Source organism: Paenibacillus sp. J22P218 (assembly GCF_056269195.1).
In genome coordinates, this window is sequence record NZ_JBWDNL010000006.1 from 191387 (window position 1) to 214575 (window position 23189).

The following is a 23189-nucleotide window of genomic DNA, read 5'->3' on the forward strand; positions in this document are numbered from 1 at the left end:
GCAGTGCTTGTTTTGTATGCGTTCGGTCATCCCCGACGCCACTTATCTTAACATGGGGTTTTTGGTGTTTCATGACACAAAAACTGCCAATTCGTACAAAATAACGGTCAAATCCGCACTGTCACTGCTTTATGAGAATCTGCTAATTTGCGATTCCAGCCCTTTTTCATACGAAAAAAGCCTTAAGGAACAACAAAAAAGCATACATACGGACCTAACCGCATGTATGCCTTCTACTGTCTCTACTTAATCGATTCCAAGCTTGATATTGCCCGTTTCCGACTCCGCTTCGATCTTGATTGCGCCGCTACCAAGCTTGCCGCTATACGCATGCTCGGTATCCATTGAGGCTTCAACGCCTTTCCAATCGATGTCCCGATTGCCATGCGCATGCTTCAAAACAATTTCCGCCGATTCCGGTTGTCTCTCGACTTCTAGACGGATGTTGCCATGGTTTGTTGTTAATGAGACGTTATCTTTCAATTCATCCGCGTTAAAGCGAATATTGCTGCTCTTCGTGCTTCCTTGGACAGCGCCTACTCCATCTTCGATCGTAATATTGCCATGATCGGAATGTACCTTTAATTGTCCGACATTGTATGTTTCGAGCTTAATATTGCCGCTGCTGCTCTGCAGCTCCACATTGTCGCCGGTTACGTTCTCCAGATCCATATTGCCGTGACTCGCCGTCAGCTTCACAATGCCGGCTTGCAGCTCCTCCGTATCGATATTTCCGCTTCCCAACGTAATAACAGCTTCCTTGGCCGTTAAATGCTCGATATCGATATTGCTATGCTTTGAATCTAATTCAATGCTATCCCATAGCCGATCAGGCAGTTCGATTACGAGGTCAACATCAACATAATTGAAGCCTACAAAAAAGATATCCTTATAGTCTGCATGGATCTTGGCTGTATCGCCCTCAGCTTCCGCCGTTAGTTCGAACCGATCCACATATTTTTTGCTTGCGCGGCCATCGATACTGACTTTGATATCGTTTGTCGCGCTCCGCTTTATCTCGATATTCACACTGTCCGAATCCACTTTAATGTTATGGATATCTTTCGCATCAATCGTTTTCTCCACTAGAACGGCTTCCGTTCCGAACGTCTTCAGATCCTCCATATTAAAGGTCATAAAGACGCCGATAATTCCGGCAATCAGCATAATGACGGCAAACGTCGCTAGCTTCTTCATTTCGAATTCCCCCTAACGACACGCGTGTTGAACTTCAAATATTTCAAAGTCATAATATAGAAAAGGCTCGTTAGTTTCTTTAGCCCGATCCCAAGCAAAATGGATACCGAGAAGCATATTAGCGCCAGCGACAGAGCTTGCGGCTTCGTGAAGGTCTCGACCCAGAAGCTGTCCGCGATGGTCGCAAAGCCCACAAAGGCGATTGACAGCGCCACAGCCCACATGGAGAGCAATACGGCTGCTAATGCCACATAAGGTCCGATGATAAAGATCAAATTGAACAGTCCGAGACTAACGGTTGCGAACACGGCGCGCGAGAGTCCTCTATAGGTTTTGCTCGTCTCGGCTTGCTCTACGCGATAACCGAGCAGCAGCTCTCCGGCGATATGTCTTGGGTCGCCAAGCTCAAGAGCGGCTTCTTCCTCGCTCTGACCGTTCTGAGCTGCCTGCTCGAAGTGCAAATAATAATCGTAGAGCCATTCCTTACGCTGCTCTTCGGACACATTCCTGAGCAGCCTGTTCAGCTCGTTCATATAAGACTGTTTTGTCATCATGGCCTCAATCCATCCTCTACTATTTCATTGACTGCTTTCGTGAACGAATTCCATTCCGCGATCAGCATTCGCATGTGACTCCAGCCTTCGGGCGTCAAATGATAATATTTGCGCGGCGGTCCTTCGGTCGATTCCTTCAAATAAGTGGAGAAGAACCCCTCTTGCGTAAGCCGGTTAAGCAGGGGATAGACACTGCCCACAGCGAGCTCGAACTTCTCCGATATCATCACGGCAAGCTCATAGCCGTAGCGATCACCTCTTGTCGTTAGGACGAGAACACATATTTCGAGAACGCCTTTCTTAAACTGAATGTTCATTCCGTATCCTCCAATTGCGTAATGCACGTACTTAATATTATTAGGTATTCATCAATGTAGAATAGCTTATCGCAAGCACGCGTCTTTTTCGATCATCTTCAGTAACTATACAATACCATGTAGTATTCTATAATGCAATATAGTGGTTAACAAAAAATACCACCATCAAGGGCCTAAGCCGCTTGACGGTGGTATTGCTGTTCAACGGTGATTAGTTAACGCTAACGAACTTGCCTGTAGCTTGCGATTCGAATGCGCACAAGATCACTTTAAGCGACGCGCGTCCGTCTTCGCCAGTTACCGCAGGAGTCGTATTGTTCACGATGCTCTCGATGAATGCATCGATTACACCGCTCGATTCTTGCTTATCGTTGGTCGAGATAGCGCCTACTTTGTGCTTCTCTACCGTACCGTTGCGCAGCTCAACGATAACTTGATCGTCTGGATGCGTTCCGATCTTCATAACGCCGTTCTCGCACCATAGAATCGTGCTGTTGTCTTCGCCTTTGTAGTACGTCCAGCTTGCAACAAGCGTACCCATCGTGCCGCTCTTCATACGAATCAAGCAAGCCGCGTTGTCGTCTACGTCCGTATCTTTGTGCTGTGTGCCTACGAAAGCTGCGATCTCGGAAACTTCGTCGTTGAGCATCCAACGGATAAGGTCGGACTTGTGAACGCCAAGGTCGCCCATTGCGCCCATGATTGCTTCAGGCTTGCGGAAGAACCAGCTGCTAGCGCCGTCGATCGACCAGTTGTCTGGACCCGGGTGTCCGAAGGACGTACGGAACGTAAGCACTTTGCCGAGTATGCCGGATTCAAGGATTTGCTTCGCCTTCACATGCGGAGGCATGAAGCGTTGGTTTTGGCCAACCATCAGATGTACGTTGTTTTTCTTAGCCGCTTCGATCATTGCAGCAGCCTCTTCGTCTGTTACAGCCATCGGCTTCTCAACAAGAACGTGAACGCCAGCGTTAGCTGCAGTAATGGACATAGGTGCGTGAAGCGCGTTCGGCGTATTTACGCTTACTGCGTCAGGCTTCACTTCAGCAAGCATTTGCTCATAATCAGCAAAAGCTTTGGCGCCGAATTGATCTGCATAGTGCTGAGCGCGTTCGATGATTGGATCAACGAAAGCAACAAGCTCAACGTTCGCATGAGACGCATATTCCGGGATATGACGGTATTTCGAGATGGAACCACAACCAATGACTGCTACACGAACTTTGGACATTTAGTTTCCCCTGCCTATCTTATAAGTTAAGTTAGCGAAATATCGCTTATTTCAAATAATTGCTTTTCAACCATTCCATGCTTTCGCCAACGGATTCAAGCGGCGGATTCGCGCAAGTATCTTGCTCTACGATCAACCATTCAACGTTAGCTTTCTCAGCAGCATCAATAATCGGCAGAAGCGGCAAGTCGCCGCGGCCAAGCTCAACCGTATCGATTTGCTGGCCTTTCTCGCCGCCGCGGTAATCCTTCAGGTGAAGAAGCGGCAGACGTCCTGCGTATTTAGCGATATAAGCAAGCGGATCTACGCCGGAATATTGTACCCAGCCGATATCCATCTCTACTTTCAAGTACTTCGGATCGATACGCTCGTACAAAGCGTCGAATACGATTTGGCCGTCAATCTCCACTTCGAATTCGAAATCATGGTTATGGTAAGCGAAATCAATGCCTTCAGCTTGGAAACGTTTACCGTATTGCTCAAAATTCACAAGATGAGTACGCCATGCTTCCGTGTCGCGTGCGTCAACTGGCAACCAAGGGCAGATTGCATACTTCGCGCCAATCGTTTTCAAATAAGCAATTTCACCATCAAGATTTCCTTCAAGCAGGTGCAGGCCAATATGCGAGCCGATTGCTTTCAGGTTAAGCTCTTGCAACAAGTCGCGCAGCGCTTCTGCTTCCATGCCGCCGTAACCTGCGAATTCCACACCCTCGTAACCAAGTGCGGCTACCTTGCGAAGTGTGCCTTCAAAATCTTCAGCCAATACATCGCGCAGCGTATACAGCTGCAAACCGATACTGAGTCGTGTCATGCGAGTAGCACTCCTTTATATAATCATATTGTGTTCATGGATAAGCTCATTGCTTTACGTTTTCCATTATATATAGTACCCCATTATAAAAACAGCTAACTTATTAGCATTTTTATATGCGATTTTGGTAAATGCATGTTCCAAAATGAAAGGTCCCCCTAGCAGCAGCCGCTGTAACGGCCATCGCTAGGGGGTTCATACCGCGGTTAGGCGGCGATTATACGATTATTGGATCGTGATGACGAACGATGCTTCTGCCGCTCCAGCAGCGAAGCGTGCGATTGTGCCGTCTACTTCAGCCGATGCGCCTTCAACGGAGGCAATTGCGCCAATGCCTTTTAGCGATACCGAGAACGGTTTGCCGCTCGACTTCACCTTGAAGGAAATGGAGCTGCCGCTTCTTACGGCAGAGATCTCAAGCTCAGATACGCCTTTCAGATCGCGCACAATCGTCTCCGCCGTACGTCCATCCTCCAGGTTATGCAATTGAAGCTCAACGCCGTCAGCATAATCGTAGTCCGGACGAAGATCGTTCGCGCCAAGCGCAAGGAACGAGTTCGGACGTACAAACAGCGGCAGGCTGAAGAAGTCGTACGTTTCTTTGAACCATTTGCCGCCTTCAACAACGTCGCCTGTCAGGAAATGCGTCCACTTGCCCGCTGGCAAGTAATAGGTCACTTTGCCCGCTTCATTGAAGATCGGTGCAACGAGCAGCGAATCACCCAGCATGTACTGGCGATCAAGCTGTTCGCTTGTTGGGTCTTCTGGGAATTCGAGCACCATTGCGCGCATCGATGGAACGCCTTGCTCAGTCGCTTGTACCGCCGTGTTGAACAAATACGGCATGATACGGCTCTTCAGCTTCGTGAAGTGGCGAGTAACGTCAACCGCTTCCGTATCATATGCCCAAGGCACACGGTACGATTTGCTTCCGTGCAGACGGCTATGGCTCGACAGCAAGCCGAATGCCAACCAGCGCTTGAATACATGCGCCGGAGCCGTGCTCTCGAAGCCGCCGATGTCATGACTCCAGAAGCCGAAGCCGGACAAGCCTAACGACAATCCGCCGCGGAGACTTTCCGCCATCGACTCGTAATCCGCGTAGCAGTCGCCGCCCCAGTGAACCGGGAACTTCTGCCCGCCAGCCGTTGCGGAACGCGCGAACAACGCTGCCTCGTTTTTGCCAAGCTTCTCTTCAAGAACGTCGAACACGACTTTGTTGTACTGGTACGTGTAGAAGTTGTGCATTTTGATTGGATCAGAACCGTCATGGTAGACGACATCAGTCGGGATACGCTCACCGAAGTCCGTCTTGAAGCTGTCGACGCCCATATCGACCAAATCACGAAGGTAACCTGCATACCATTCGCAAGCAGCCGGATTCGTGAAGTCAACAAGCGCCATGCCTGGCTGCCATAGATCCCATTGCCATACGTCGCCGTTTGGCTTTTTAACTAGATAGCCGTTTTGCTTGCCTTCTTCGAACAGACGGGAGCGCTGCGCAATGTAAGGATTGATCCAAACGCAAATCTTAAGACCTTTTTCTTTCAGGCGCGCAAGCATGCCGACCGGGTCCGGGAATTGACGCTCATCCCATTTGAAATCCGTCCAATGGAACTCGCGCATCCAGAAGCAGTCGAAGTGGAATACGTGAAGCGGAAGATCGCGCTCAGCCATGCCGTCAACGAATGAGTTAACCGTTGCTTCGTCATAGTTCGTCGTGAACGACGTCGTCAGCCATAGGCCGAACGTCCATGCCGGCGGCAGCGCAGGCTTGCCCGTCAGATCGGTGTACTTGCCGAGAACTTCCTTCATGCTAGGACCGTCGATGACAAAATACTCAAGCGACTCGCCCGCCACGCTGAATTGAACCTTCTTTACTTTCTCCGAAGCAACCTCGAACGATACAAGCTCCGGATGGTTGACGAATACGCCATAACCTTTGTTCGTTATATAGAAAGGAATGTTTTTGTACGATTGCTCGGAGCTTGTACCGCCATCCTTGTTCCATAGATCGACGACTTGGCCGTTTCTAACAAACGGCGTGAAGCGCTCGCCTAGGCCGTATACCCATTCGCCTACTCCAAGATCAAGCTCTTCGCGCATGAACGCGCCATTGTTTTTCTCCGTAATGTAAGCCATTGATTTTTGCGTGCTGCCCGTAATACGTTCCGAGCCGCGGTAGAAATCGACTGCCCATTCCGGACCTTTGCGAATGCGAACGCTCAGGCTTCCGCTCGTCAATACGGCCTCGTTCTCGTTTTCTTCGATAACCGCATGGCTGCCGTCAGACTTCGATAGCTCGAATGCCGGTCCGCGATCTACGACACCTGCGTGATGAATGAGCTTAACTCCGATGACGCCCGGAAGCGGAGAATGAAACTGAACCGTCAGCAGCATCGTATCAAGCATATTGGAGCGTGTTAAGATCGGACGCGGCGATGCGTATGCGATCAGCTTGCCGTCCTGTTGTTCAAAGTCATGCACTTGGACTGCGCCAAGCACATCATAGCCTTCTCGAATCAGCCAGTTGCCGTCAGTAAATTTCATGATCGAACCAACCTTTCTTCATTCATCTATTGGTATAGTGTTGCATTCTTGTATAGTTGCATTATACTGATAATATTAAGAACGAACTAACAGAATAATGCTCATCTATAGCACTATTTTGATGAAATACACGCCATTCATGCAGCCAGAGGCACAAAGGAGACTGGAATGGATCAAACAACGCGTCATGCCTTGAAAGAGGACCGGCTTCACGGCAACAATATGTTCCCTTTGGCCGCCTATTGGATCGAGCGGGATGAACCAGGCGCTCCAATTCTTGACTGCCATTGGCATGCGGAGGCTGAATTTTTCTTTGTGCTGGAGGGCGAGGTGCTGTTCCAGGTTGATACCGACTATTTTCCAGTCCGCGCGGGCGAAGCGGTGTTCATTGATGGCGGAGACATTCATGCCGGCCATTCACTGAAGGACTCAACCTGCAACTATTGTGCGATCGTATTCGACACCCATATGCTTGCGAGCGGCAGCTTCGATGCTGTTCAAGAGAAATATGTGACACCTCTGCTGGAGAAGAAACGTACTTTCCCTAGACATATTACATCGGCGACCGAATGGGAGCGCTCGTTGCTCTCTCATCTGCGTGGCATGATGGAGGCTTACGATAATGGGCAGAACGGGTTCGAAATCGCGATCAAAGGACGGCTTTATCTCATGCTTCATGAAATATGCTCCGGGAAACGCTTCGTTAACCGCAGCGAAACGAGCAATGCCGATTCTACGAAGATTGACCGTTTGAAGACTGTCATCCTTTATATGCAGCACAACTATCATCGTCCGATTCGAATTGCCGAGCTCGCCGATCAGATCCCAATGAGCGAAGGCCAATTTTGCCGCTTCTTCAAGACGATGACGAGACAGACGCCGATTGAATATTTGAATGCCTACCGCATACGGCAAGCAACGGAGCTGCTGCTGGAGCCGGAACGCAAAATAGCGGCGATTGCGTTCGATGTCGGCTTCGAGCATATTAGCTACTTCGTTAAAGTATTTCGCAAAACGATGAAGTGTACACCTTCGCAATTCCGCAAAGAGCGCACAGGAAGCGATTCCTAACGATTCATAGCGGCTTAACCCGTTCTAAGCGGTTCAAAACCGTAGAAGTTACAATATTGTAACCTTATGCTCATTCTTTTTTAAGAATTATTTAATAATTATGCGTTACACTTATGAAAAATTGCAGATCAGGATGGAGGTCCACGCAATGAAAACGATGCTTTTATTCCAAAACAAAACGATCCCCGTATATTTAACCGATACAAATAAACAAGCAATTGAGAAACTGTCCGCGGTATTGAACCGCAAGCTGACTACCGGCAAGAACGCCCTTAAGACATGTATCAAATCCTTAATCAGCGTTGAAATCGTCGGCAGCGAGGCCACTCTTCATTCGTTGTCTGAACGGGATACGCTAACCATTTCCTTATATTAATGAAGCAAACTTAATCTATAATCTTGAAGGCAGACATTCGGGCGCCAAGCCCGGTGCCTGTCTTTCTTGACGTTCAATCAACCTTGAAGTTGATTAATTAACTTTGAAGTTATATGATTATGGAAAATAATCGGAATAGAGGATATAACGATGATAATCGAGGTAAATAGCCGCAATCTGGCTTTTCTTGAATGCTTCGCCTCCGAGACGAGGGTGAAAATAATTGAATTGCTTAACGATCGGCCGATGAACATTAAAGATATAGCAGAAGCGCTTCGAATTTCATCGGCGATCGTAACGAAGCATATTCAGAAGCTGGAGGAAGCCTCTATCGTGCGAACGGAGAGCATACCAAGCACGCGAGGCCGGCAGAAGGTATGCTTCCTCGCGCTGGAGTCGGCAACGCTTCAATTCAAAGCTCGCAAAGAGACTTCCAATCAGAATAGATATGTCGTCAACATACCGATCGGACAATATTCGCAATATGAGGTTAAGCCAACCTGCGGTTTAGCTTCAGACTCCAAAATTATCGGACTCATCGACGATCCTCGCTACTTCTCCGACCCTGAGCATGTGCAGGCAAGTCATCTGTGGTTCGCCAGCGGTTTCATTGAATATCGAATACCTAATTATTTGGTCGGCAAGCAGACTGCTAAAAACATGTCCATCTCCATGGAAATCTGTTCGGAGGCTCCGAGTTATAATGAACACTGGCCTTCAGACCTGTATTTTTACTTGAACGATATATGTCTTGGCGTATGGACCTGTCCAGGAGACTTCGGAGCAGTAAGAGGTGTTCATACACCGGAGTGGTGGGATTTGGGGACGCAGCATGGCCTGCTCAAACAAATAACCGTCGATGAGAAAGGCAGCTTCATCGACGGCATATGTATGTCTTCTATAACGATTAAAGATATCCCAATGGAATTCGGCGAAGACTTCCGCTTCCGTATCAGCGCACCGGAAACAGCCGGCCACAATGGCGGACTCAGCATGTTCGGCAAACATTTCGGCAATTACGCGCAAGATATTAATGTCTACGTAGGCTATTAGCCGTAAAAATTACTTTGCGGATTCGGTTTGCTGTTGTTGATCGTTTGGACGCTGTCTTCCTCCGCCGCCTCCGAAGCCGCCGGCGCCGGTTCTAAGCGTGATCGATTCCGCTTCCATCGTGTCGTCCTTCAGGTTAATGGATAAGATGTCGTCTGCTTTCAGATCAGCAAGCGCTACCGCCTTCTCGACCATCTCGTTGTTCTCGAAGGTTACCGATACGATCTTCGTGGCATCCGTTACTTGAACCGCCATAGTCTCTTCGCTGAACATATTGTCCATATTCATCCGACCGCCTCCATCCTGCGGAGCTTCGCCGTCTGCAGGCGGCTCAGGCATATCCTCGCCTTCAGGAGGCTGACCAGTGCCGTCTCCTTGACCGCGGCCACCACCGAAAGTCATATTCGATTTGTACACGGTTATCGTCTGACCTTCAATGGATTTCACTTTGCCCATAAGATCGGCTTGCATGCCCATTCCCATCTGACCTCCGCCGCCAGCGCCGCCTTGCTGCGATCCGCCTTGTGTCTGAACCTGATCCGGCTGCTCCGCAGCAGCTTCTTCCTTCGTTCCGCAGCCTGTAAGAACGACCGCTAAAGCAAGTGCCCCCACTGCCCATTTCCAACTCTTGTTCATCCTGCTATTCCACTCCTTCTGCCTGTTCCTGTGACGGCATTGTAGCATAGCATTATGAACCAAAGATGAACAAGCAGTAACTACTTTACTTATCTTCTTAACGCAGCGGCAGACTTTCGCTTCGCTCGCGGTTGCCCCATAAGAACAGCATCGTACCTACCCATCCGCAGCATGATGCGGCGATTAGCAAAGACGACATGGATAAGCTGCTCGAAAGCGTTGTACTCAAGAGCGGACCAAGCGTCCCTCTGAATCCGAACAACATGAGATGAATGCCGAATACTTTCGCTTCCTTGCCAGGCGCGAGCTTAAGCACGAAGGAAAGAATGCCAATATCCCATATTGCCTCACCGATGCCTTGAATGAAATTGCCGATAAGGACAGCCGGGTAAGCTTCCCAGACACCATACAGCAACGGCACGACAGCATACGCTCCGATACCGACCATCAGTGTATATTTGATATCGAAGCGGTCGATCATCCAACCTGCAATCCAGAAAGTCAAGAGCAGCGCCGTGAAGTATGCGACGCGAGCATAACCGATCTGAATATTAGACATCTCCAGCACATCGACTTGAATGATTTGGTATAGCGGCCCTGCGAGCATATTGCCGAAGCCAGACAACGTTGTCGCACCAAGGAAGACGGCTAGCTTGCGATTTTCCTTCACGAGCTCCCATTGTTCCCGAAGAGGAAACCTGCTCGGTTTCTTTCCGAATTCATTGTGCTGCTTCGGCTTATTGCTCTCACCCGCTACATTCTTCGGAAGCTTTAGCGTATTGAACACTCCGATCGAGATAAACCCGGCAATCGATGCCGCGATAAGCGGACCCGAAGGACCGAATGCATCCGACCAGCTTCCAACGAGGTAAGCGAGCGGAATCATAATGATGCCCATCACGACTCGGACATACCCCATCAACCTGCCCCGCAGATCGGACGGGTACATTCGAGATAGGAGCGAAGCATAAGCCGGGGCTTGGATGCCCATCAATAATTGGAACACTATGGCGACGATCACATACACCGAAGGGTTGGCGAACAAGGCCGGAAGCAATAACAACAACCTGCCAATGGCATTCGGTATAATAACGAACGGTTTCGGATTGTTCGCCTTCTCAATCCATGTTGCCCACAATGGCGAGAACAACAGCCCAATCGCAGGCGCTGCGCTCAGCAAACCGACTTGCAAATGACTTGCCCCCTGCTGAATCGCAAAGGCGACATAAAATTGATTAATAACAACATTGAATAAACTGAACAAACTCGTCGCCCCGAAATCAATCCGGGCATTACGCCATACTCTAGCACTCATCGGCAAGCCTAAGCGGACGATACGGCGGTTGCTGTTACCTGAGGGTTCCATGTGGATAATTCCTTCTTCTCTAGTTAGTCGTTTGACAGAGTCGCGAGCATAGAGAGAGGATCCCCAGCGCCGCAAGGGATCCTCTCTCTTCTCTAGCACATCATTTGATTAGATATTACTGCACCCTTAGCCAAATGTACAGATGAAGTTATCGGCAATACATTTGCGTTCAATTTCACCGTTCCGCATTCAATTCAGCTTCGTAATCTTCCTAATCCTGCTGGATTATGATAGACTTTCAATGAATTCGCATACAGCAAATACGGAGGTAATAGAATGAGCATCGCAATCGGAATAGATATTGGGGGAACGAAGATCGCACTCGGCTTCGTTGATGAGCAAGGACAGGTGCTTGCCAAGAGCTCTCTCAAGACCGACTTGACTGTAGAGCCCAGCATTATGATCGCACGAATAGCAGATGAAGTTAAGCTGCTTAGCGAGCAGCACAACATAGCACTAGACAGCGTAATCGGCATCGGAGTTGGAGCGCCAGGCCCGCTCGATACGAAGAACGGTACGCTCACTTGCCCTCCTAACTTGAAGAGCTGGTGGGGGTTTCCTGTTGTTGACCAGCTGAAGTCGCATCTCCCGTTGCCTATAAAGATGGAGAATGACGCTACCGCAGCGGCACTAGCAGAGAAATGGCTAGGCGCTGCTCAGGATTCCGATCACTTCATCTTTATTACGATCAGCACAGGCATTGGCGCCGGCATCTACTTGCATGGCAAGCTGCTTACCGGATCGACTGGCAATGCGGGCGATGTCGGCCATATGATCGTCGACCCTGCGGCTGGCACATGCACGTGCGGCCTGCCCGGCTGCTGGGAATGGATCGCCTCCGGCACAGCCATTACACGCCAAGCGACTGAACTGCTCGGACGCCCCGTCTCCTCGAAGGAAGCATTCGAGCTTGCTGCAGAAGGCGACGCACAGATGTCTGAGCTTGTGAATCGCGTGTTCAATTACATCGGAATGGGCTGCGTATCGCTAATCAACGTACTTGATCCGAACAAAATCGTTATCGGCGGCGGCGTATCCCAGGTTGGCGCTCCATTATTCGATGCCGTTCGGTCGTATGTAGCGAAGCATGCGCTCAACCCTTCCGGAAGAGAGACGGCAATCGTAGCCGCTCAGCTGGAGCAGGATGCAGGTCTTATCGGCGCGGCCGCGCTTGTGCAACAGCCCTATTAATAGAAGAAAAAGGCGAATCGGATACAGTCCATAAGACTTCTCCGGTTCGCCTTTTCTCATTCACCTTATTAGATAAGAAACTGTTCTATTTCTTCTCTAGAAGGAATGGAGGATTGAGCGCCTTCCTTCGTCACCGCAAGCGCCGATGCCGCCGTCGCGAACAACAAAGCTTGCCGTGTTTCTTTGCCCTCTGCGCTTGCCGCGGCGTACGCCCCGATGAATGTATCACCTGCAGCAGTTGTATCAACAGCCTTTACCCGGAAGGCCGGGACGGCAATAGCCGGCGAGCGGCCATTGCAGTAGAGGCTGCCCTTCTCGCCGAGCGTAACGATTATATTAGCGACTCCTTTGCCAATGAACCATTCCGCTGCTTCCTGCGCTGAAGCTGTATTTGTAACAGCAATGCCAGAGATAACCTGGGCTTCCGTTTCGTTAACGATAAGCGTGTCCAAGTTCGCAAGCAGCTCGTCCGATATGCGCATCGCGGGCGCCGGATTGAAGAAGACGCGTGTACCGCCAGCGCTTGCGCTTCGTATGACCGACTCGGTCGTCTCCCATGGAATTTCATTTTGCAGCAAAACGATATCGATTTCGGACCAATCCTCGATCGCGGCCGCAACGTCGGCTACGGTTAACTTACCGTTCGCGCCTTTGGACAGCACGATATAATTCTCGCCTTCATGATTGACTGTAATGAAAGCCATGCCCGAGACGCCAGCCTTTCGCTGAACCAACCTTGTATCGACACCTTTGCTTTGCAGCGAGTCAATAAGCGAATCCGCATACGGATCTTCCCCGACGGCGCCGACCATTGTGCAATTCCCTCCCGCACGCGCAACAGCAACAGCTTGATTCGCGCCTTTGCCACCCGGTATAAAATCATTGCCTATGCTTGCGATCGTCTCTCCTGGCTGGGGAAAATGCTCAACTTGGTTGACGACATCCATATTCATGCTTCCTACAACGAGGATATGCTTCACCCGAAACCCAATCCCTTCCATTCCCGTATCATTAATTATTGCTCAATCCTATTTTATCAAAAGGAGTCCACTATTACATGATAACCGCATTTATTATTGGCTGCGAGATCGGTTTTTGGGTGTTTGTGCTTGCAGGACTGCTGTTCAGATACATCTTCAAGCTGCCTAAGCTCGGAGCCATACTGCTTGTTTGTACGCCCTTAATCGATCTTGCGCTTATTATCGCAGCTGTATCCGATCTAAAAGATGGCGCAACAGCTACAACGATGCATGGCGTGGCGGCAATCTACATCGGCGTATCGGTCGCATTCGGAGATCGGATGATCCGCTGGGCAGACAGCCGATTCGCGTTTCGTTTCGCGGGCGGTCCACCTCCTGAAGGTAAACCGAAATATGGCAAGGAGCACGCGAAGTACGAAAGGGTAGCTTGGTTACATCATTTACTGGCATGGGCTATAGGCTGTGCCATCTTGTACGGCATGATCTTATTCGTGGGCGATGCCTCACGAACGGAGGCCTTGCTTGGCACGATACGAATATGGTCAATCATACTCGCCATCGATTTTGTCATCAGCATCAGCTACACCTTTTCACCGCGCAAGCAGAAGACATTGGAGCAATAATGCGAAAAAACCGTCTAGCAGGAGTATAATCCTGCTAGACGGTTTTTTCATTCATAATTAGAACGGCTCGATTCCAAGTCGGCCCACAGCGATGAATACAGCCAGAAGCAACAATACGACGTTCATGCCAATCGCTTGATTTTCCTTATGCTTCACGTGGAAGGCGATAGCAAGAACCATAATGATCGCTAGGCCGATTGCCGCAATGCCTGTAAGTATTGGAGCAATGTCCAGCGCGCCGGGAAGCAGCAAGCCGAGACCGCCGAGAAGTTCGGATATGCCGACGAATAGTATATATCCCGTCGAGCCATTTTTCGCCCAAGACATCGTTTCCCTTACCTTGCTAGGATTAAATGTCTTCATAACACCAGCCATCAGAAACATCAGACCAAGCAAAATCTGAGCAACCCATAATGCAATATTCATAATAGCGCCCCCCTCATTACTTGAATTAACTTACTTACTTTATGTAATGTAGTTTATTATATTCATAAGGTTTCGTCAAGTGCCCATACTACCTTCACTCACATTGTTTCTCCTGCCTGGAAAGACTATAATGTAGAAGAGAAGAGGTGATTCGTATGGAGCATGGACCGATGTGCTCTCAGTTTGAGAAGGCGATTGAATTGCTAAGCAAGCGTTGGGTCGCTTTCATTATTTATCAGATGCTGCCCGGCCCCCAGCGTTTTACTCATATCGATCATTCCTTACCGAACTTAAGCGGCAAGGTGCTTTCGGACCGACTGAAGGAGCTTGAGCAGGAAGGTCTTGTAAAGCGCGACGTCTATCCGGAAATACCGGTTCGCATCGAATATTCGCTAACCGAGAAGGGACGAGCGCTCACGCCTCTGTTCGTCGATATAGCAAGCTGGGCTAGTCAGTGGATTGAAGCCCCCAAAGAGATTGAATGTACCGAAGATCGCGCATCCGATTGTTAGTTCCAGATCCATAATCCTGTTATATTGACGCTTTCATTATGCGTACAAAAGCCAAAAAGGAATGTTCGGCATGAGCTTATGCTCATCGAACATTCCTTTTTTTCAATCATCCTTGCGCCCGTAACTTTTTGCAAACCGCTTCATTCTCGCATACGCCTTCGGATCAACTTTCTTCAGCGGGTGAAATTGCGGATGGTTGGTGTTAACCTCCAGTACCCATAGACGCTGCCTCTTATCGTATGCAAAATCAATGCCCATCTCATGCATGCCAGTGCGATACTTGCTTAAGCTGTTCGCGATCTTAAGCGCCTTGGAGGTTAGCTCCCGCTTCCGCTTGGCTGTTCGAGAGGCCGACAGGCCTTGTTTACGCCCCAGCTTCTGCAGTGAATAAATAACGCCGCCCTGATAATAATTCGTTACAATCTTGCCTTTCGCGCCTACCTTTACGAGAAAACCGTTGAACGTCCATGAACCGCCGGGCTTTCGCTGCACCATCGCGCGAATATCATATGACCTGCCGTTAACCTTATCGAGATTAATCGCTTTTTGAATAATCAGTTTGCTGGGCGACTTCGATTTGATCCGCCGGTAGGCTTCCTTGACTGTTCGGTAATGATGGACGAGCTGCTTGCGATTGGCGATTTCCTTCAACGTCAGTCCATGGCCCTTCTTCGTCAACTTAAAGATGCCTATTCCTTGCGATCCTGTATTCGGCTTAATGTACACTTTCCCGTAATGTTCCACCAACGATTTCAGATTATTTAGATGAAACGATTCCGTGCGAGGGATCATCGACTTCAGCTTCGGATTCGCCGTTAACAGCTTGCTTACTTTGAGCTTGCCGCGAATATTCCGACTTGTGTATTTCTTCTTATACATAGAAATTCACCTCATGTTACCATATGAGACGAATTTCCCGTACACCTGTGCTAACGTATATAGGCATCAAATATACTAATTCACCATTGCCTATCGTTATTTGCTAAGCAATCGATATACAACCGCAGCCGACTCCGCGCGAGTTAATGAAGCCTGAGGATCGAAGCCCGAATCTGTTCGGCCTTTGAGCAATTCCAGCCCATAAGCCGACTTCACCGCCTCTAACGCCCAGCCGCTTATTTGATTCGAATCCGAGAATGGCAGCACGGCTTCTACAGATGCGTTCTTGCCTAGTTGAAGCTCGTAAGCCTTCATCAGCATCACGACCATCTCTTCCCGCGAGATCAGCGCATCTGGATCAAAGGATGTCTCGCTGCGGCCTTTAATAATGCCTGCATGAAACGCAGCGTTAACAGCAGACGCATACCAAGCAGATGACAGAACATCCTCGAAACGATTTGATAACGTACTTTCGCTCAGATTTAACGCGCTCACTAGCATTGATGTAAATTCAGCCCGGCTAATCGCTCGACCCGGCTCGAATGCTGCTGCCGATACTCCTTTAACGATGTCCTTGGAAGCAAGCTCCGTGATCGAGCCATATGCCCAATGTCCAGCTGGCACATCATTAAACCGTTTAATGACTTCTAGCACCCCGTATGCGCTAAAATGTTCAATCTCAGTTGTCCACTCGCCATTCGCCCATTCGCCGCCTACATACGTCAGTTTGCCATCTTCACTAACATAATAGATACCGCTGTAAGGAGCAGAAGAAGCAGATGCGATCCGCAAAACAAGGGGCTGGCTGAACTGGGTCAGCACTGCCTCATTCCCTGCCTCGCTGCGAATCGACAGTTTGAAGTCGAAGGCGCTGCCTTGCAGCTTCACATCTGTATTCGCAAGCGCCGAACCGTTCTGCGACAACATCGCATTAAGCTTGCTGCTGTCTATCGGCTGAAGTGAAATGGTTATAATGCTTCCCGTACCAGCTGCTAGCTCGCCAAGCTTATTGCGCAGCTCCGTCAATACTGATGCCGGAATCTCTAACGCTGTCTTTCCATTGCTAAGCTTGAGCGTTCCTTTCTCTAGAAGATTATAGAGACTCGATGGAATCTCTACAGAGGTAACATTCGCAGGAATCTTTACCGAAAGATTACCCTGTCCATCCTGCTGCAGCTGTTCGCGGGTAAGATTAACCGTATTCGTATCCGCATCGACAACTTCGCCGGATGCTCCATTGTCTGTGCTAGAAGGGGCTTTCTCCGTCATCATCAGCTCGACATCGTCAATGAATCCCCATGTTTCGGCTGGAGCTTCAACGTCAAAGCCGATTGTAAGCTTCCCGTTGTTAACGACGATCCCTTCGATTTCGTACTGTTTCCAGTTGTTATAACCTTCGTTGACAATATCAACGGTAAGAGGCGCTTGCGATTCATTCTTCTGGGCGAATAGTTTAAACTTCGTCTCGCCCGCTCCTCCAGACACCCATGCCTTCAATGTATAAGTGCCTTTCGGCAGCGAAGTGATCGTTTGCTTTAGCTTATAAGCATAATCTGTTCCGTACCAGTAGTTGAAAACATGGCTGCCGGAATGCGAATTCCCCGCATTTTCCTCGATTTTACCCGCATCAGGGGTAGCCTCTATCGTCCAGTGGTTTAAGTCTCCGTTCTCAAAGCCGCCATTTTTGACGTTGTTCGCAAATTGAAGTACCGTGATCTCGATGCTTGCCTGTTGTTCAAGGCCATCTACCGTACCGTTAATCGTGAATTTACCTGGTGTATTCCACTTCGAATCGTCTATCTCATCCCAAATAACGGGAGTTTCTCGAATCGTCCCTTCGTTATAGAGAACCTTCGCCGTTGCAGGCAGATTAACCGGAGCACCCTTCGGCGTCGTCAGCCCCATGGACGGATATACAAGCACCGGCTCAGCATCTCCCAGACTGCCCGGCGTATAAAGGAAAGCGTCCAGGGAATCGAGCGCATTGCCTTCAAAGTCGAACATCGCTTGATTCTCCCAACCATTTCCTTCACCCGATGTCCAGCCTACTCCAGCAAGCCATGCCGGCTCCCAGTAGAAGGCGCCAAGACCCATGCCGCCATCGACATTCGCTACTGTATTAAGCACCATCTCCGTGACGAGCTTTTGATTCGCGACCGATGCTTCGAAACCTGCGATGTCAGTCTGTGCTTCCGTTGCGATGTTACCGAGGTCATCGGCATTGTCGAGCGTGTACGGATAAGCGGTTTCCGCTACGACGATTTGTTTGCCGTAACGGGCAGCCATATCGTTCATATTCGTCTTCAACTGCTGGAAAGTTCCGTGCCAATAAGGATAATACGACATGCCGATCACATCGTAATCAAGCTCGTTTTCCTCCGCTTTATCGAAGAAATAACGGAATGCAGAATTATTTCCGCCCTCAGCCAAATGCAGCATAATTTTCGTATCATGACCATCTGGTGTCGTATCGCGAACACCCTGTATGCCCGCCTTCAAAAGCTGAGCTAATTGATCGTATCGGCCAATAGCTCCATCCGGCAGCAGCATGCCGCTGTTGATCTCATTGCCTACCTGCACCATATCGGGATATGCATCAACATCCGCCAAATCATTCAGCACGTCTTCCGTATAATCGTATACGGCAGTTTGGAGTTCGGCGAAGGTTTTGTTCTCCCATTCTTTCGGCTTCACCTGCTTGCCCGGATCGGCCCAGAAGTCCGAGTAATGGAAGTCGACCAGCAGCTTAAGGCCGGCTGCCTTGACCCGTTGCGCCATCTCGATCAAGTGCGCCTTGTCGTTAAAGCCGTCGGCTTCGACCGGGTTATTCCATAACCGCAGGCGCACATAGTTGACGCCATGGTTCTTCAAGATATCGAGCAAATCTGTCTCGATTCCTTCCTCATAGAACTTGATGTTGTTATCCTCAAGCGCCTGCAGCGTCGAGATGTCTACGCCTTTGATGAAGTCCTCGGGGTCCAAAGGCTCGCCCTCGACATCCGTTCTTACGAGCTCGAAATCATCGAAATAACCCCATGCCCCCGCTGGCGCATCCACCGCGATGCCAATCTCCACCCGCCCATTCGTAACCACAATGTTGCTTACTTTGTATTGATTCCAGCTGCCGTAGCCGTTATTGGCAGCGGGCGTGCTCAGCTTGCTGCCTCCGAAGTCGTCGGCATATAGCGATAATGCAGGATTTGCTCCTTCGTCAGCACCGCCCGATACCCATGCTCGCAGCTCATACGTGCCGTTATCTATGCCGGTAATGGTTTGTTTTAGACTGAACGTGTAAGCTGCCGCATTCCAATATTCGTAACCGTAGCTGCCGGAATGCTTTTTCCCCGCATTGTCGTTGCTAGCTTTGCTCGTCGAATGTGAGCCGGATACTACCCAATTCGTCAAATCACCGCTCTCGAAGCCCCCGTTCTGCACTTTATTCGGGCCCTCAAGCGCAGATACACGTATGCCTGGTCCCATTCCTGCAACCGTTGTAAGCGTTAGCATAAATAGGATGACTAGAATGATTCGTTTGCGCCATATCGCTTCCATTGTTATCCCCCTTATCGTTAATGCTCTAATTGTAGTTCTCCGGCAAGCCGCTTGGACATCGAGGAAAGCAACTAAAACTAATACCATTTCTACGATTTCCCACTTTTCTGCAAGCTTTTTTGCAATAAAAAAAGCCGGAGCAGGGTCATAACCTGTTCCGACGCGATTTAACTCTATATTTTGTTTTTCTTCCGGTACTCCCCAGGCGTCATGCCTGTCGATTGTTTGAATTGGCGATTGAAGTAGATAATGTTTTTGTATCCGACCTTCTCGGCTATTTCGTATACCTTAAGCGTCGGATCGGCGAGCAGCGTGCATACCTTGTTCATCCTGCGCTCATTAAGAAAGTCGCTGAACAGCGTTCCCGTCTCCTCCTTGAACAGATGACCGAGGTAGTTCGGCGTGAAGTCGAAGTGAGCCGCGACCTCCTTCAGCGTAATACGATGCTCAAGGTGATCATCCACATACTGCGCAATTTCCTCGAATAGCTTGCGCTTCTGCTTCTGCCCTTTGACATACAACAGCTCCGAAAGCTCAAAAAATCTTCTTCGCAGCCACGACAAAATATCATCCATTGTCTCGAATTGGAACAGCACGGCCGGCTGGTGCGAGTCCCACTTAAGCAAATCGTACAAATTCTCGTTCCGTTGGAGCAAATCAGCATGCAGCTTGGACGTAATTCGAATGATGAGATCGTAAATATCATTTTTGTGCGCGATGGTGACGTTGTCGTTGAACAGCCGCAGCAAGCAGTCATCAACGAGCACCAAATCATATTCCAAAATCGCTTGAAGCATCTGGTTGACGCTTTCCTCCACGTTTGGTGCGAGAGCGCGGCGGCTCGACGATTGCGAGACATCCTTAATGAGTCTGTTTTTGCCCAGCAGCCACTTCGCGCTTAGCGCTGCCTCTGCTTGTCTGTACGATTCACGAAGCTGTCCGAAATCTGCCGCATGCATTCCAATGCCTATTGTGATGGTGATCGGGAACTCGGCGCGAACCGCTTGAATGAGCTCCTGAAGCAGTGTCCCTAAACGATCGTCATGCATGCCGGATAACAGAACAATTCGAGAATTATGCGCTACAATGAGTGTCCCGATATGATGATCGCGCACGAATTGCAGCACGAATTGGGCATGCTGGGCGAGCTGTGATCTGCGCTCTTCATCCGTCAGCTTCCACTCCACATCATCTCGCTCGATAATTGCGACAGAGGTCCCTATTCGAAGCAGCTGCTCCACGAACGGTTTAATATGCTCCTGCGGCTCGTCGTGAACGGCGTCGTTGAACCAGCGCAACAGCAGCTCCTGGTTCACAAGAGACAGCGCCTCCTCTACACTGCGATGACGCTCCCGCTCCTGCTCGACCTTGCTGCAAAGCGATGCCAGCATGTCATAGAGTTCTCCATCGTCCACCGGCTTTAACAAATAGCCTGATGCGTTCAGATGCAGAGCTTCCTTCGCGTAGCTGAAATCCTCATGTCCGCTAATAAAGACGAGCTGTGCTTGCGGATTGATCTCCTTCGCCTTACGCGCAAAGTCGATCCCCGACATAATCGGCATCCTGATATCCGATAATATAATATCGATCTGCTCCGACTCCATAATCTTTAGCGCGGCAAAGCCGCTATTAGCTGTTCCAATTACGTTAAGCGGCAGCGAGCTGCCTGCGACTCTTCGCCGCAGCCATTCCAAATCTATTGCTTCATCGTCGACTAGCAGCACATTCATGCCAGACGTACCTCCTTATGCCTCATCTCAAAGTGTTCAGTCGTCTTGCCTTATTATTGCTCAAATCATATACGATCGTCTGCAATAAATAAATAGCTGCTTCAGGCAAACAACAAAAAAAGCCAAACAAAGGATATCCCTTCGCTTGGCCTCAAGATTCTAAATGCTGATTACTGTCCTAATAAAATCTTCGCGTACGGCGAATCGATCGGCAGCATAATGACCGGCTCGTTCTTCAAGGTTGTCACGTAGCTCTCCAATGTGCGATACAGGCTGTAGAACTGCGCGTCCTTGCCGTAAGCCTCATTATAAATTTTCGCGGCTTCCTTCTCGCCTTCGGCAATGATCTTCTTCGCGTCCGACTCCGCTTGCGCCAGAAGCTCGGTGGCGGTACGATCCGCTTTGGACGTGATTTTGCGCGATTCCTCGTCGCCTTCGGAAAGGTAACGGGCCGCAATCGATTGCCGGTCGGATATCATACGGTTGTATACGCTCTGCTTGTTGCCTTCCGGCAAATCGGTGCGCTTAATGCGGACATCGATCACTTCGATGCCGTAGTTGTCTCTCGTTAGGGCAGCCGTAACATCTTTCGTAATCTCGTCGTTAATGTTCCCGCGCTCCGTTTTTTCGCTAATGATGTTGTCGTAGTTGACTTCCGACAGCTTGCGGCGTACGGAGTTGTACACGGCTTCGTCTATACGCTGGACGCCTCCGCTGACCGACTGGACGGTACGAAGGAATTGCTCGGCATTCGTGATGCGCCACACCGTGTAGTTGTCGACGATAATCGGTTTTTTGTCCTTCGTCAGAATCGAAGTTGGATTGCTTTCATAGGTCATCTGATACTTTGGCAACGAAGATACGTTTTCGATGAAGGGCAGCTTGAACTTCAGTCCCGGATTGCTCTCGGCTCTGACGGCTTCCCCGAACTTCAGAACGACCTTGTATTCGCCTTCCTTGACGATAAACATGGATCCGGACACCAGTATGAGCAGCACGACCGCTGAAATGATCATGATCCACTGATTGCGCTTCATTGCGCGTCACCTCCTTGAGGAGTTTGCTGCGGCAATGTCGCAGGGTTCGTCGTTTCAGGCTGTTTGGCCGTGCTGCCGCCTTTGAGCAACTCGTTAAGCGGCAAATAGTTGACCGTATCGCTACCCGAATTCGTTATGAAAATTTGGGCATTCGGCAATATTTTCTCAAGCGTCTCCAGAATCAAGCGGCTTTGCGTGACGTTCGGATTATTCTTGTATTCGCCGTAAATCGCGTTGAACTTGGCGACGTCGCCTTCCGCGTTCAGGATCCGCGACTTCTTCTGGCCTTCCGCGTTCTCGAGAAGCGCCTGCGCTTCGCCGCGGGCCTTCGGAATGCGATCGTTCTCGTATTTCGCGGCGTTATTGATCTTCGTGTTCTTCTCCTCGCGCGCGTTCGTTACTTCGCGGAACGCTTCCTCGACCTGTCCGCTCGGCGGCTCGATGTCCTGGAACTTAATATCGATGATCTGAATGCCGGTTTTGTACTTCGACTGAAGCTCCAGCAGCTTCTCCCGCACTTTATCCTGGATGACGGTTTTGCCGTCCGTAATCGCGTAATCCAGCTTCTCCGAACCGATAACCGAGCGAATCGATGAGCTGGCCGCATTGCGAAGAAAATTTTCCGGATCGTCAATGTTGTAGAGATAATCGTGAATGTTGCTAATTTTCCACTGCACGACCGCGTCCGCGGAAACGATATTTTCGTCTCCGGTGATCATAAGCGCCTCTTCTTCAACCGGCGTAACCGTATCTCCATTCTGACGATAACCGATATGGATGCGCTGCGTCAGCTCGGCCTTTACCGTAATGACTTCCTGAATCGGATAAGGCCATTTGAAGTGGAGCCCCGCCGACTCCTCGCTCGTATACTTGCCAAACGTTAGGATGGCGGCCCGCTCTTGCTCTTGCACCGTATAAAATGACGAGAAACCAAGATAAATGACTACGATTACGGCAGCCGCGATAAGAATCGCTTTTTTCACCGTTCCTGGCTTTAGCGGCTCTGGCTTACGATTATTGCTCTCCACATTTGTATAACCGTCCAAGTTGCTCAGAATGACATCTCTCCCCTCTGTGATGTTAAGCTTATGAGGGGT

21 protein-coding genes are annotated in these 23189 nt (G+C 49.7%); 6 read left to right on the forward strand and 15 right to left on the reverse strand.

The window, feature by feature from the left end; all coding sequences use genetic code 11:
* Positions 1-246 precede the first annotated feature (246 nt).
* From AC0YN0_RS24515 to yicI, 6 genes are all read right to left on the reverse strand, one after another.
* On the reverse strand, positions 247-1197 hold the full coding sequence (locus AC0YN0_RS24515; protein ID WP_475823616.1) for a DUF4097 family beta strand repeat-containing protein: 951 nt from the start codon (positions 1195-1197) through the stop codon (positions 247-249).
* Positions 1194-1751, reverse strand: a complete 558-nt coding sequence (locus tag AC0YN0_RS24520; protein WP_442052336.1) for an HAAS signaling domain-containing protein — start codon at positions 1749-1751, stop codon at positions 1194-1196. Before AC0YN0_RS24520 ends, AC0YN0_RS24515 begins: the two co-directional genes overlap by 4 nt.
* Complete coding sequence (locus tag AC0YN0_RS24525) at positions 1748-2068, reverse strand: PadR family transcriptional regulator (RefSeq protein ID WP_475823617.1); 321 nt, start codon at positions 2066-2068, stop codon at positions 1748-1750. The genes AC0YN0_RS24520 and AC0YN0_RS24525 overlap by 4 nt, the downstream gene beginning before the upstream one ends.
* Positions 2069-2279: 211 nt before the next feature.
* A complete protein-coding gene (locus tag AC0YN0_RS24530; protein ID WP_442052335.1) occupies positions 2280-3299 on the reverse strand; it encodes a Gfo/Idh/MocA family protein in 1020 nt (339 codons plus the stop codon).
* A 46-nt stretch (positions 3300-3345) separates the two neighbouring features.
* A complete protein-coding gene (locus AC0YN0_RS24535; RefSeq protein ID WP_442052334.1) occupies positions 3346-4113 on the reverse strand; it encodes a sugar phosphate isomerase/epimerase family protein in 768 nt (255 codons plus the stop codon).
* A gap of 225 nt (positions 4114-4338) precedes the next feature.
* Positions 4339-6663 carry an alpha-xylosidase gene (yicI, locus tag AC0YN0_RS24540; RefSeq protein WP_475823618.1) on the reverse strand — a complete coding sequence of 775 codons (2325 nt, stop codon included), beginning with the start codon at positions 6661-6663 and terminating at the stop codon, positions 4339-4341.
* Positions 6664-6831: 168 nt separating this feature from the next.
* Between yicI and AC0YN0_RS24545 the strand changes: the two genes are divergently transcribed.
* From AC0YN0_RS24545 to AC0YN0_RS24555, 3 genes are all read left to right on the forward strand, one after another.
* The gene (locus AC0YN0_RS24545; RefSeq protein WP_475823619.1) at positions 6832-7734 is read left to right on the forward strand and encodes an AraC family transcriptional regulator; all 903 of its coding nucleotides are present in this window, start codon (positions 6832-6834) and stop codon (positions 7732-7734) included.
* A gap of 148 nt (positions 7735-7882) precedes the next feature.
* Complete coding sequence (locus AC0YN0_RS24550; protein WP_307206793.1) at positions 7883-8110, forward strand: 3-dehydroquinate dehydratase; 228 nt, start codon at positions 7883-7885, stop codon at positions 8108-8110.
* Between the two features lie 150 nt (positions 8111-8260).
* Positions 8261-9163 carry an ArsR/SmtB family transcription factor gene (locus AC0YN0_RS24555; protein ID WP_475823620.1) on the forward strand — a complete coding sequence of 301 codons (903 nt, stop codon included), beginning with the start codon at positions 8261-8263 and terminating at the stop codon, positions 9161-9163.
* 9 nt (positions 9164-9172) lie between these two features.
* Here the strand turns inward: AC0YN0_RS24555 and AC0YN0_RS24560 are convergent, their stop codons facing one another.
* Both AC0YN0_RS24560 and AC0YN0_RS24565 read right to left on the reverse strand, forming a co-directional pair.
* Positions 9173-9796 (reverse strand): hypothetical protein, encoded by a 624-nt coding sequence (locus tag AC0YN0_RS24560; RefSeq protein WP_475823621.1) that lies wholly within the window; start codon positions 9794-9796, stop codon positions 9173-9175.
* Between the two features lie 97 nt (positions 9797-9893).
* Positions 9894-11162 carry an MFS transporter gene (locus AC0YN0_RS24565; protein ID WP_475823622.1) on the reverse strand — a complete coding sequence of 423 codons (1269 nt, stop codon included), beginning with the start codon at positions 11160-11162 and terminating at the stop codon, positions 9894-9896.
* 276 nt (positions 11163-11438) lie between these two features.
* Here AC0YN0_RS24565 and AC0YN0_RS24570 point away from each other — a divergent pair, with 276 nt between their 5' ends.
* Positions 11439-12353 (forward strand): ROK family protein, encoded by a 915-nt coding sequence (locus AC0YN0_RS24570; RefSeq protein WP_442052327.1) that lies wholly within the window; start codon positions 11439-11441, stop codon positions 12351-12353.
* 68 nt (positions 12354-12421) lie between these two features.
* On the opposite strand, the gene rbsK is transcribed toward AC0YN0_RS24570, so the two are convergent.
* The gene (gene rbsK / locus AC0YN0_RS24575) at positions 12422-13354 is read right to left on the reverse strand and encodes a ribokinase (protein WP_475823623.1); all 933 of its coding nucleotides are present in this window, start codon (positions 13352-13354) and stop codon (positions 12422-12424) included.
* A gap of 56 nt (positions 13355-13410) precedes the next feature.
* Between rbsK and AC0YN0_RS24580 the strand changes: the two genes are divergently transcribed.
* Positions 13411-13956 (forward strand): hypothetical protein, encoded by a 546-nt coding sequence (locus AC0YN0_RS24580; RefSeq protein ID WP_475823624.1) that lies wholly within the window; start codon positions 13411-13413, stop codon positions 13954-13956.
* Positions 13957-14013: 57 nt separating this feature from the next.
* On the opposite strand, the gene AC0YN0_RS24585 is transcribed toward AC0YN0_RS24580, so the two are convergent.
* Positions 14014-14382 (reverse strand): DoxX family protein, encoded by a 369-nt coding sequence (locus tag AC0YN0_RS24585; RefSeq protein WP_475823625.1) that lies wholly within the window; start codon positions 14380-14382, stop codon positions 14014-14016.
* A 155-nt stretch (positions 14383-14537) separates the two neighbouring features.
* Here AC0YN0_RS24585 and AC0YN0_RS24590 point away from each other — a divergent pair, with 155 nt between their 5' ends.
* On the forward strand, positions 14538-14894 hold the full coding sequence (locus AC0YN0_RS24590; protein WP_475823626.1) for a winged helix-turn-helix transcriptional regulator: 357 nt from the start codon (positions 14538-14540) through the stop codon (positions 14892-14894).
* Between the two features lie 102 nt (positions 14895-14996).
* On the opposite strand, the gene AC0YN0_RS24595 is transcribed toward AC0YN0_RS24590, so the two are convergent.
* The 5 genes from AC0YN0_RS24595 to hflK all read right to left on the reverse strand — a co-directional run bounded on the left by AC0YN0_RS24595 (position 14997) and on the right by hflK (position 23120).
* Positions 14997-15773: a YheC/YheD family protein gene (locus AC0YN0_RS24595; protein WP_475823627.1), complete on the reverse strand. Its 777-nt coding sequence runs from the start codon at positions 15771-15773 to the stop codon at positions 14997-14999.
* A 96-nt stretch (positions 15774-15869) separates the two neighbouring features.
* Positions 15870-19325, reverse strand: coding sequence for a glycosyl hydrolase 53 family protein (locus tag AC0YN0_RS24600; protein WP_475823628.1), 3456 nt, complete (start codon positions 19323-19325; stop codon positions 15870-15872).
* Positions 19326-19498: 173 nt separating this feature from the next.
* Positions 19499-21055 carry a response regulator gene (locus tag AC0YN0_RS24605; RefSeq protein ID WP_475823629.1) on the reverse strand — a complete coding sequence of 519 codons (1557 nt, stop codon included), beginning with the start codon at positions 21053-21055 and terminating at the stop codon, positions 19499-19501.
* Positions 21056-21225: 170 nt separating this feature from the next.
* Positions 21226-22092 carry a protease modulator HflC gene (hflC, locus tag AC0YN0_RS24610; protein WP_442052319.1) on the reverse strand — a complete coding sequence of 289 codons (867 nt, stop codon included), beginning with the start codon at positions 22090-22092 and terminating at the stop codon, positions 21226-21228.
* Complete coding sequence (gene hflK, locus AC0YN0_RS24615) at positions 22089-23120, reverse strand: FtsH protease activity modulator HflK (RefSeq protein WP_475823630.1); 1032 nt, start codon at positions 23118-23120, stop codon at positions 22089-22091. Before hflK ends, hflC begins: the two co-directional genes overlap by 4 nt.
* Between the last annotated feature and the right edge of the window lie 69 nt (positions 23121-23189).

What these genes read in the sequence shown, in the direction of transcription:
- AC0YN0_RS24515 (WP_475823616.1), bottom strand. Translation starts at nt 1,197, where the DNA reads ATGAAGAAGCTAGCGACGTTTGCCGTCATTATGCTGATTGCCGGAATT.
- AC0YN0_RS24520 (WP_442052336.1), bottom strand. Translation starts at nt 1,751, where the DNA reads ATGATGACAAAACAGTCTTATATGAACGAGCTGAACAGGCTGCTCAGG.
- AC0YN0_RS24525 (WP_475823617.1), bottom strand. Translation starts at nt 2,068, where the DNA reads ATGAACATTCAGTTTAAGAAAGGCGTTCTCGAAATATGTGTTCTCGTC.
- AC0YN0_RS24530 (WP_442052335.1), bottom strand. Translation starts at nt 3,299, where the DNA reads ATGTCCAAAGTTCGTGTAGCAGTCATTGGTTGTGGTTCCATCTCGAAA.
- AC0YN0_RS24535 (WP_442052334.1), bottom strand. Translation starts at nt 4,113, where the DNA reads ATGACACGACTCAGTATCGGTTTGCAGCTGTATACGCTGCGCGATGTA.
- yicI (WP_475823618.1), bottom strand. Translation starts at nt 6,663, where the DNA reads ATGAAATTTACTGACGGCAACTGGCTGATTCGAGAAGGCTATGATGTG.
- AC0YN0_RS24545 (WP_475823619.1), top strand. Translation starts at nt 6,832, where the DNA reads ATGGATCAAACAACGCGTCATGCCTTGAAAGAGGACCGGCTTCACGGC.
- AC0YN0_RS24550 (WP_307206793.1), top strand. Translation starts at nt 7,883, where the DNA reads ATGAAAACGATGCTTTTATTCCAAAACAAAACGATCCCCGTATATTTA.
- AC0YN0_RS24555 (WP_475823620.1), top strand. Translation starts at nt 8,261, where the DNA reads ATGATAATCGAGGTAAATAGCCGCAATCTGGCTTTTCTTGAATGCTTC.
- AC0YN0_RS24560 (WP_475823621.1), bottom strand. Translation starts at nt 9,796, where the DNA reads ATGAACAAGAGTTGGAAATGGGCAGTGGGGGCACTTGCTTTAGCGGTC.
- AC0YN0_RS24565 (WP_475823622.1), bottom strand. Translation starts at nt 11,162, where the DNA reads ATGGAACCCTCAGGTAACAGCAACCGCCGTATCGTCCGCTTAGGCTTG.
- AC0YN0_RS24570 (WP_442052327.1), top strand. Translation starts at nt 11,439, where the DNA reads ATGAGCATCGCAATCGGAATAGATATTGGGGGAACGAAGATCGCACTC.
- rbsK (WP_475823623.1), bottom strand. Translation starts at nt 13,354, where the DNA reads ATGGAAGGGATTGGGTTTCGGGTGAAGCATATCCTCGTTGTAGGAAGC.
- AC0YN0_RS24580 (WP_475823624.1), top strand. Translation starts at nt 13,411, where the DNA reads ATGATAACCGCATTTATTATTGGCTGCGAGATCGGTTTTTGGGTGTTT.
- AC0YN0_RS24585 (WP_475823625.1), bottom strand. Translation starts at nt 14,382, where the DNA reads ATGAATATTGCATTATGGGTTGCTCAGATTTTGCTTGGTCTGATGTTT.
- AC0YN0_RS24590 (WP_475823626.1), top strand. Translation starts at nt 14,538, where the DNA reads ATGGAGCATGGACCGATGTGCTCTCAGTTTGAGAAGGCGATTGAATTG.
- AC0YN0_RS24595 (WP_475823627.1), bottom strand. Translation starts at nt 15,773, where the DNA reads ATGTATAAGAAGAAATACACAAGTCGGAATATTCGCGGCAAGCTCAAA.
- AC0YN0_RS24600 (WP_475823628.1), bottom strand. Translation starts at nt 19,325, where the DNA reads ATGGAAGCGATATGGCGCAAACGAATCATTCTAGTCATCCTATTTATG.
- AC0YN0_RS24605 (WP_475823629.1), bottom strand. Translation starts at nt 21,055, where the DNA reads ATGAATGTGCTGCTAGTCGACGATGAAGCAATAGATTTGGAATGGCTG.
- hflC (WP_442052319.1), bottom strand. Translation starts at nt 22,092, where the DNA reads ATGAAGCGCAATCAGTGGATCATGATCATTTCAGCGGTCGTGCTGCTC.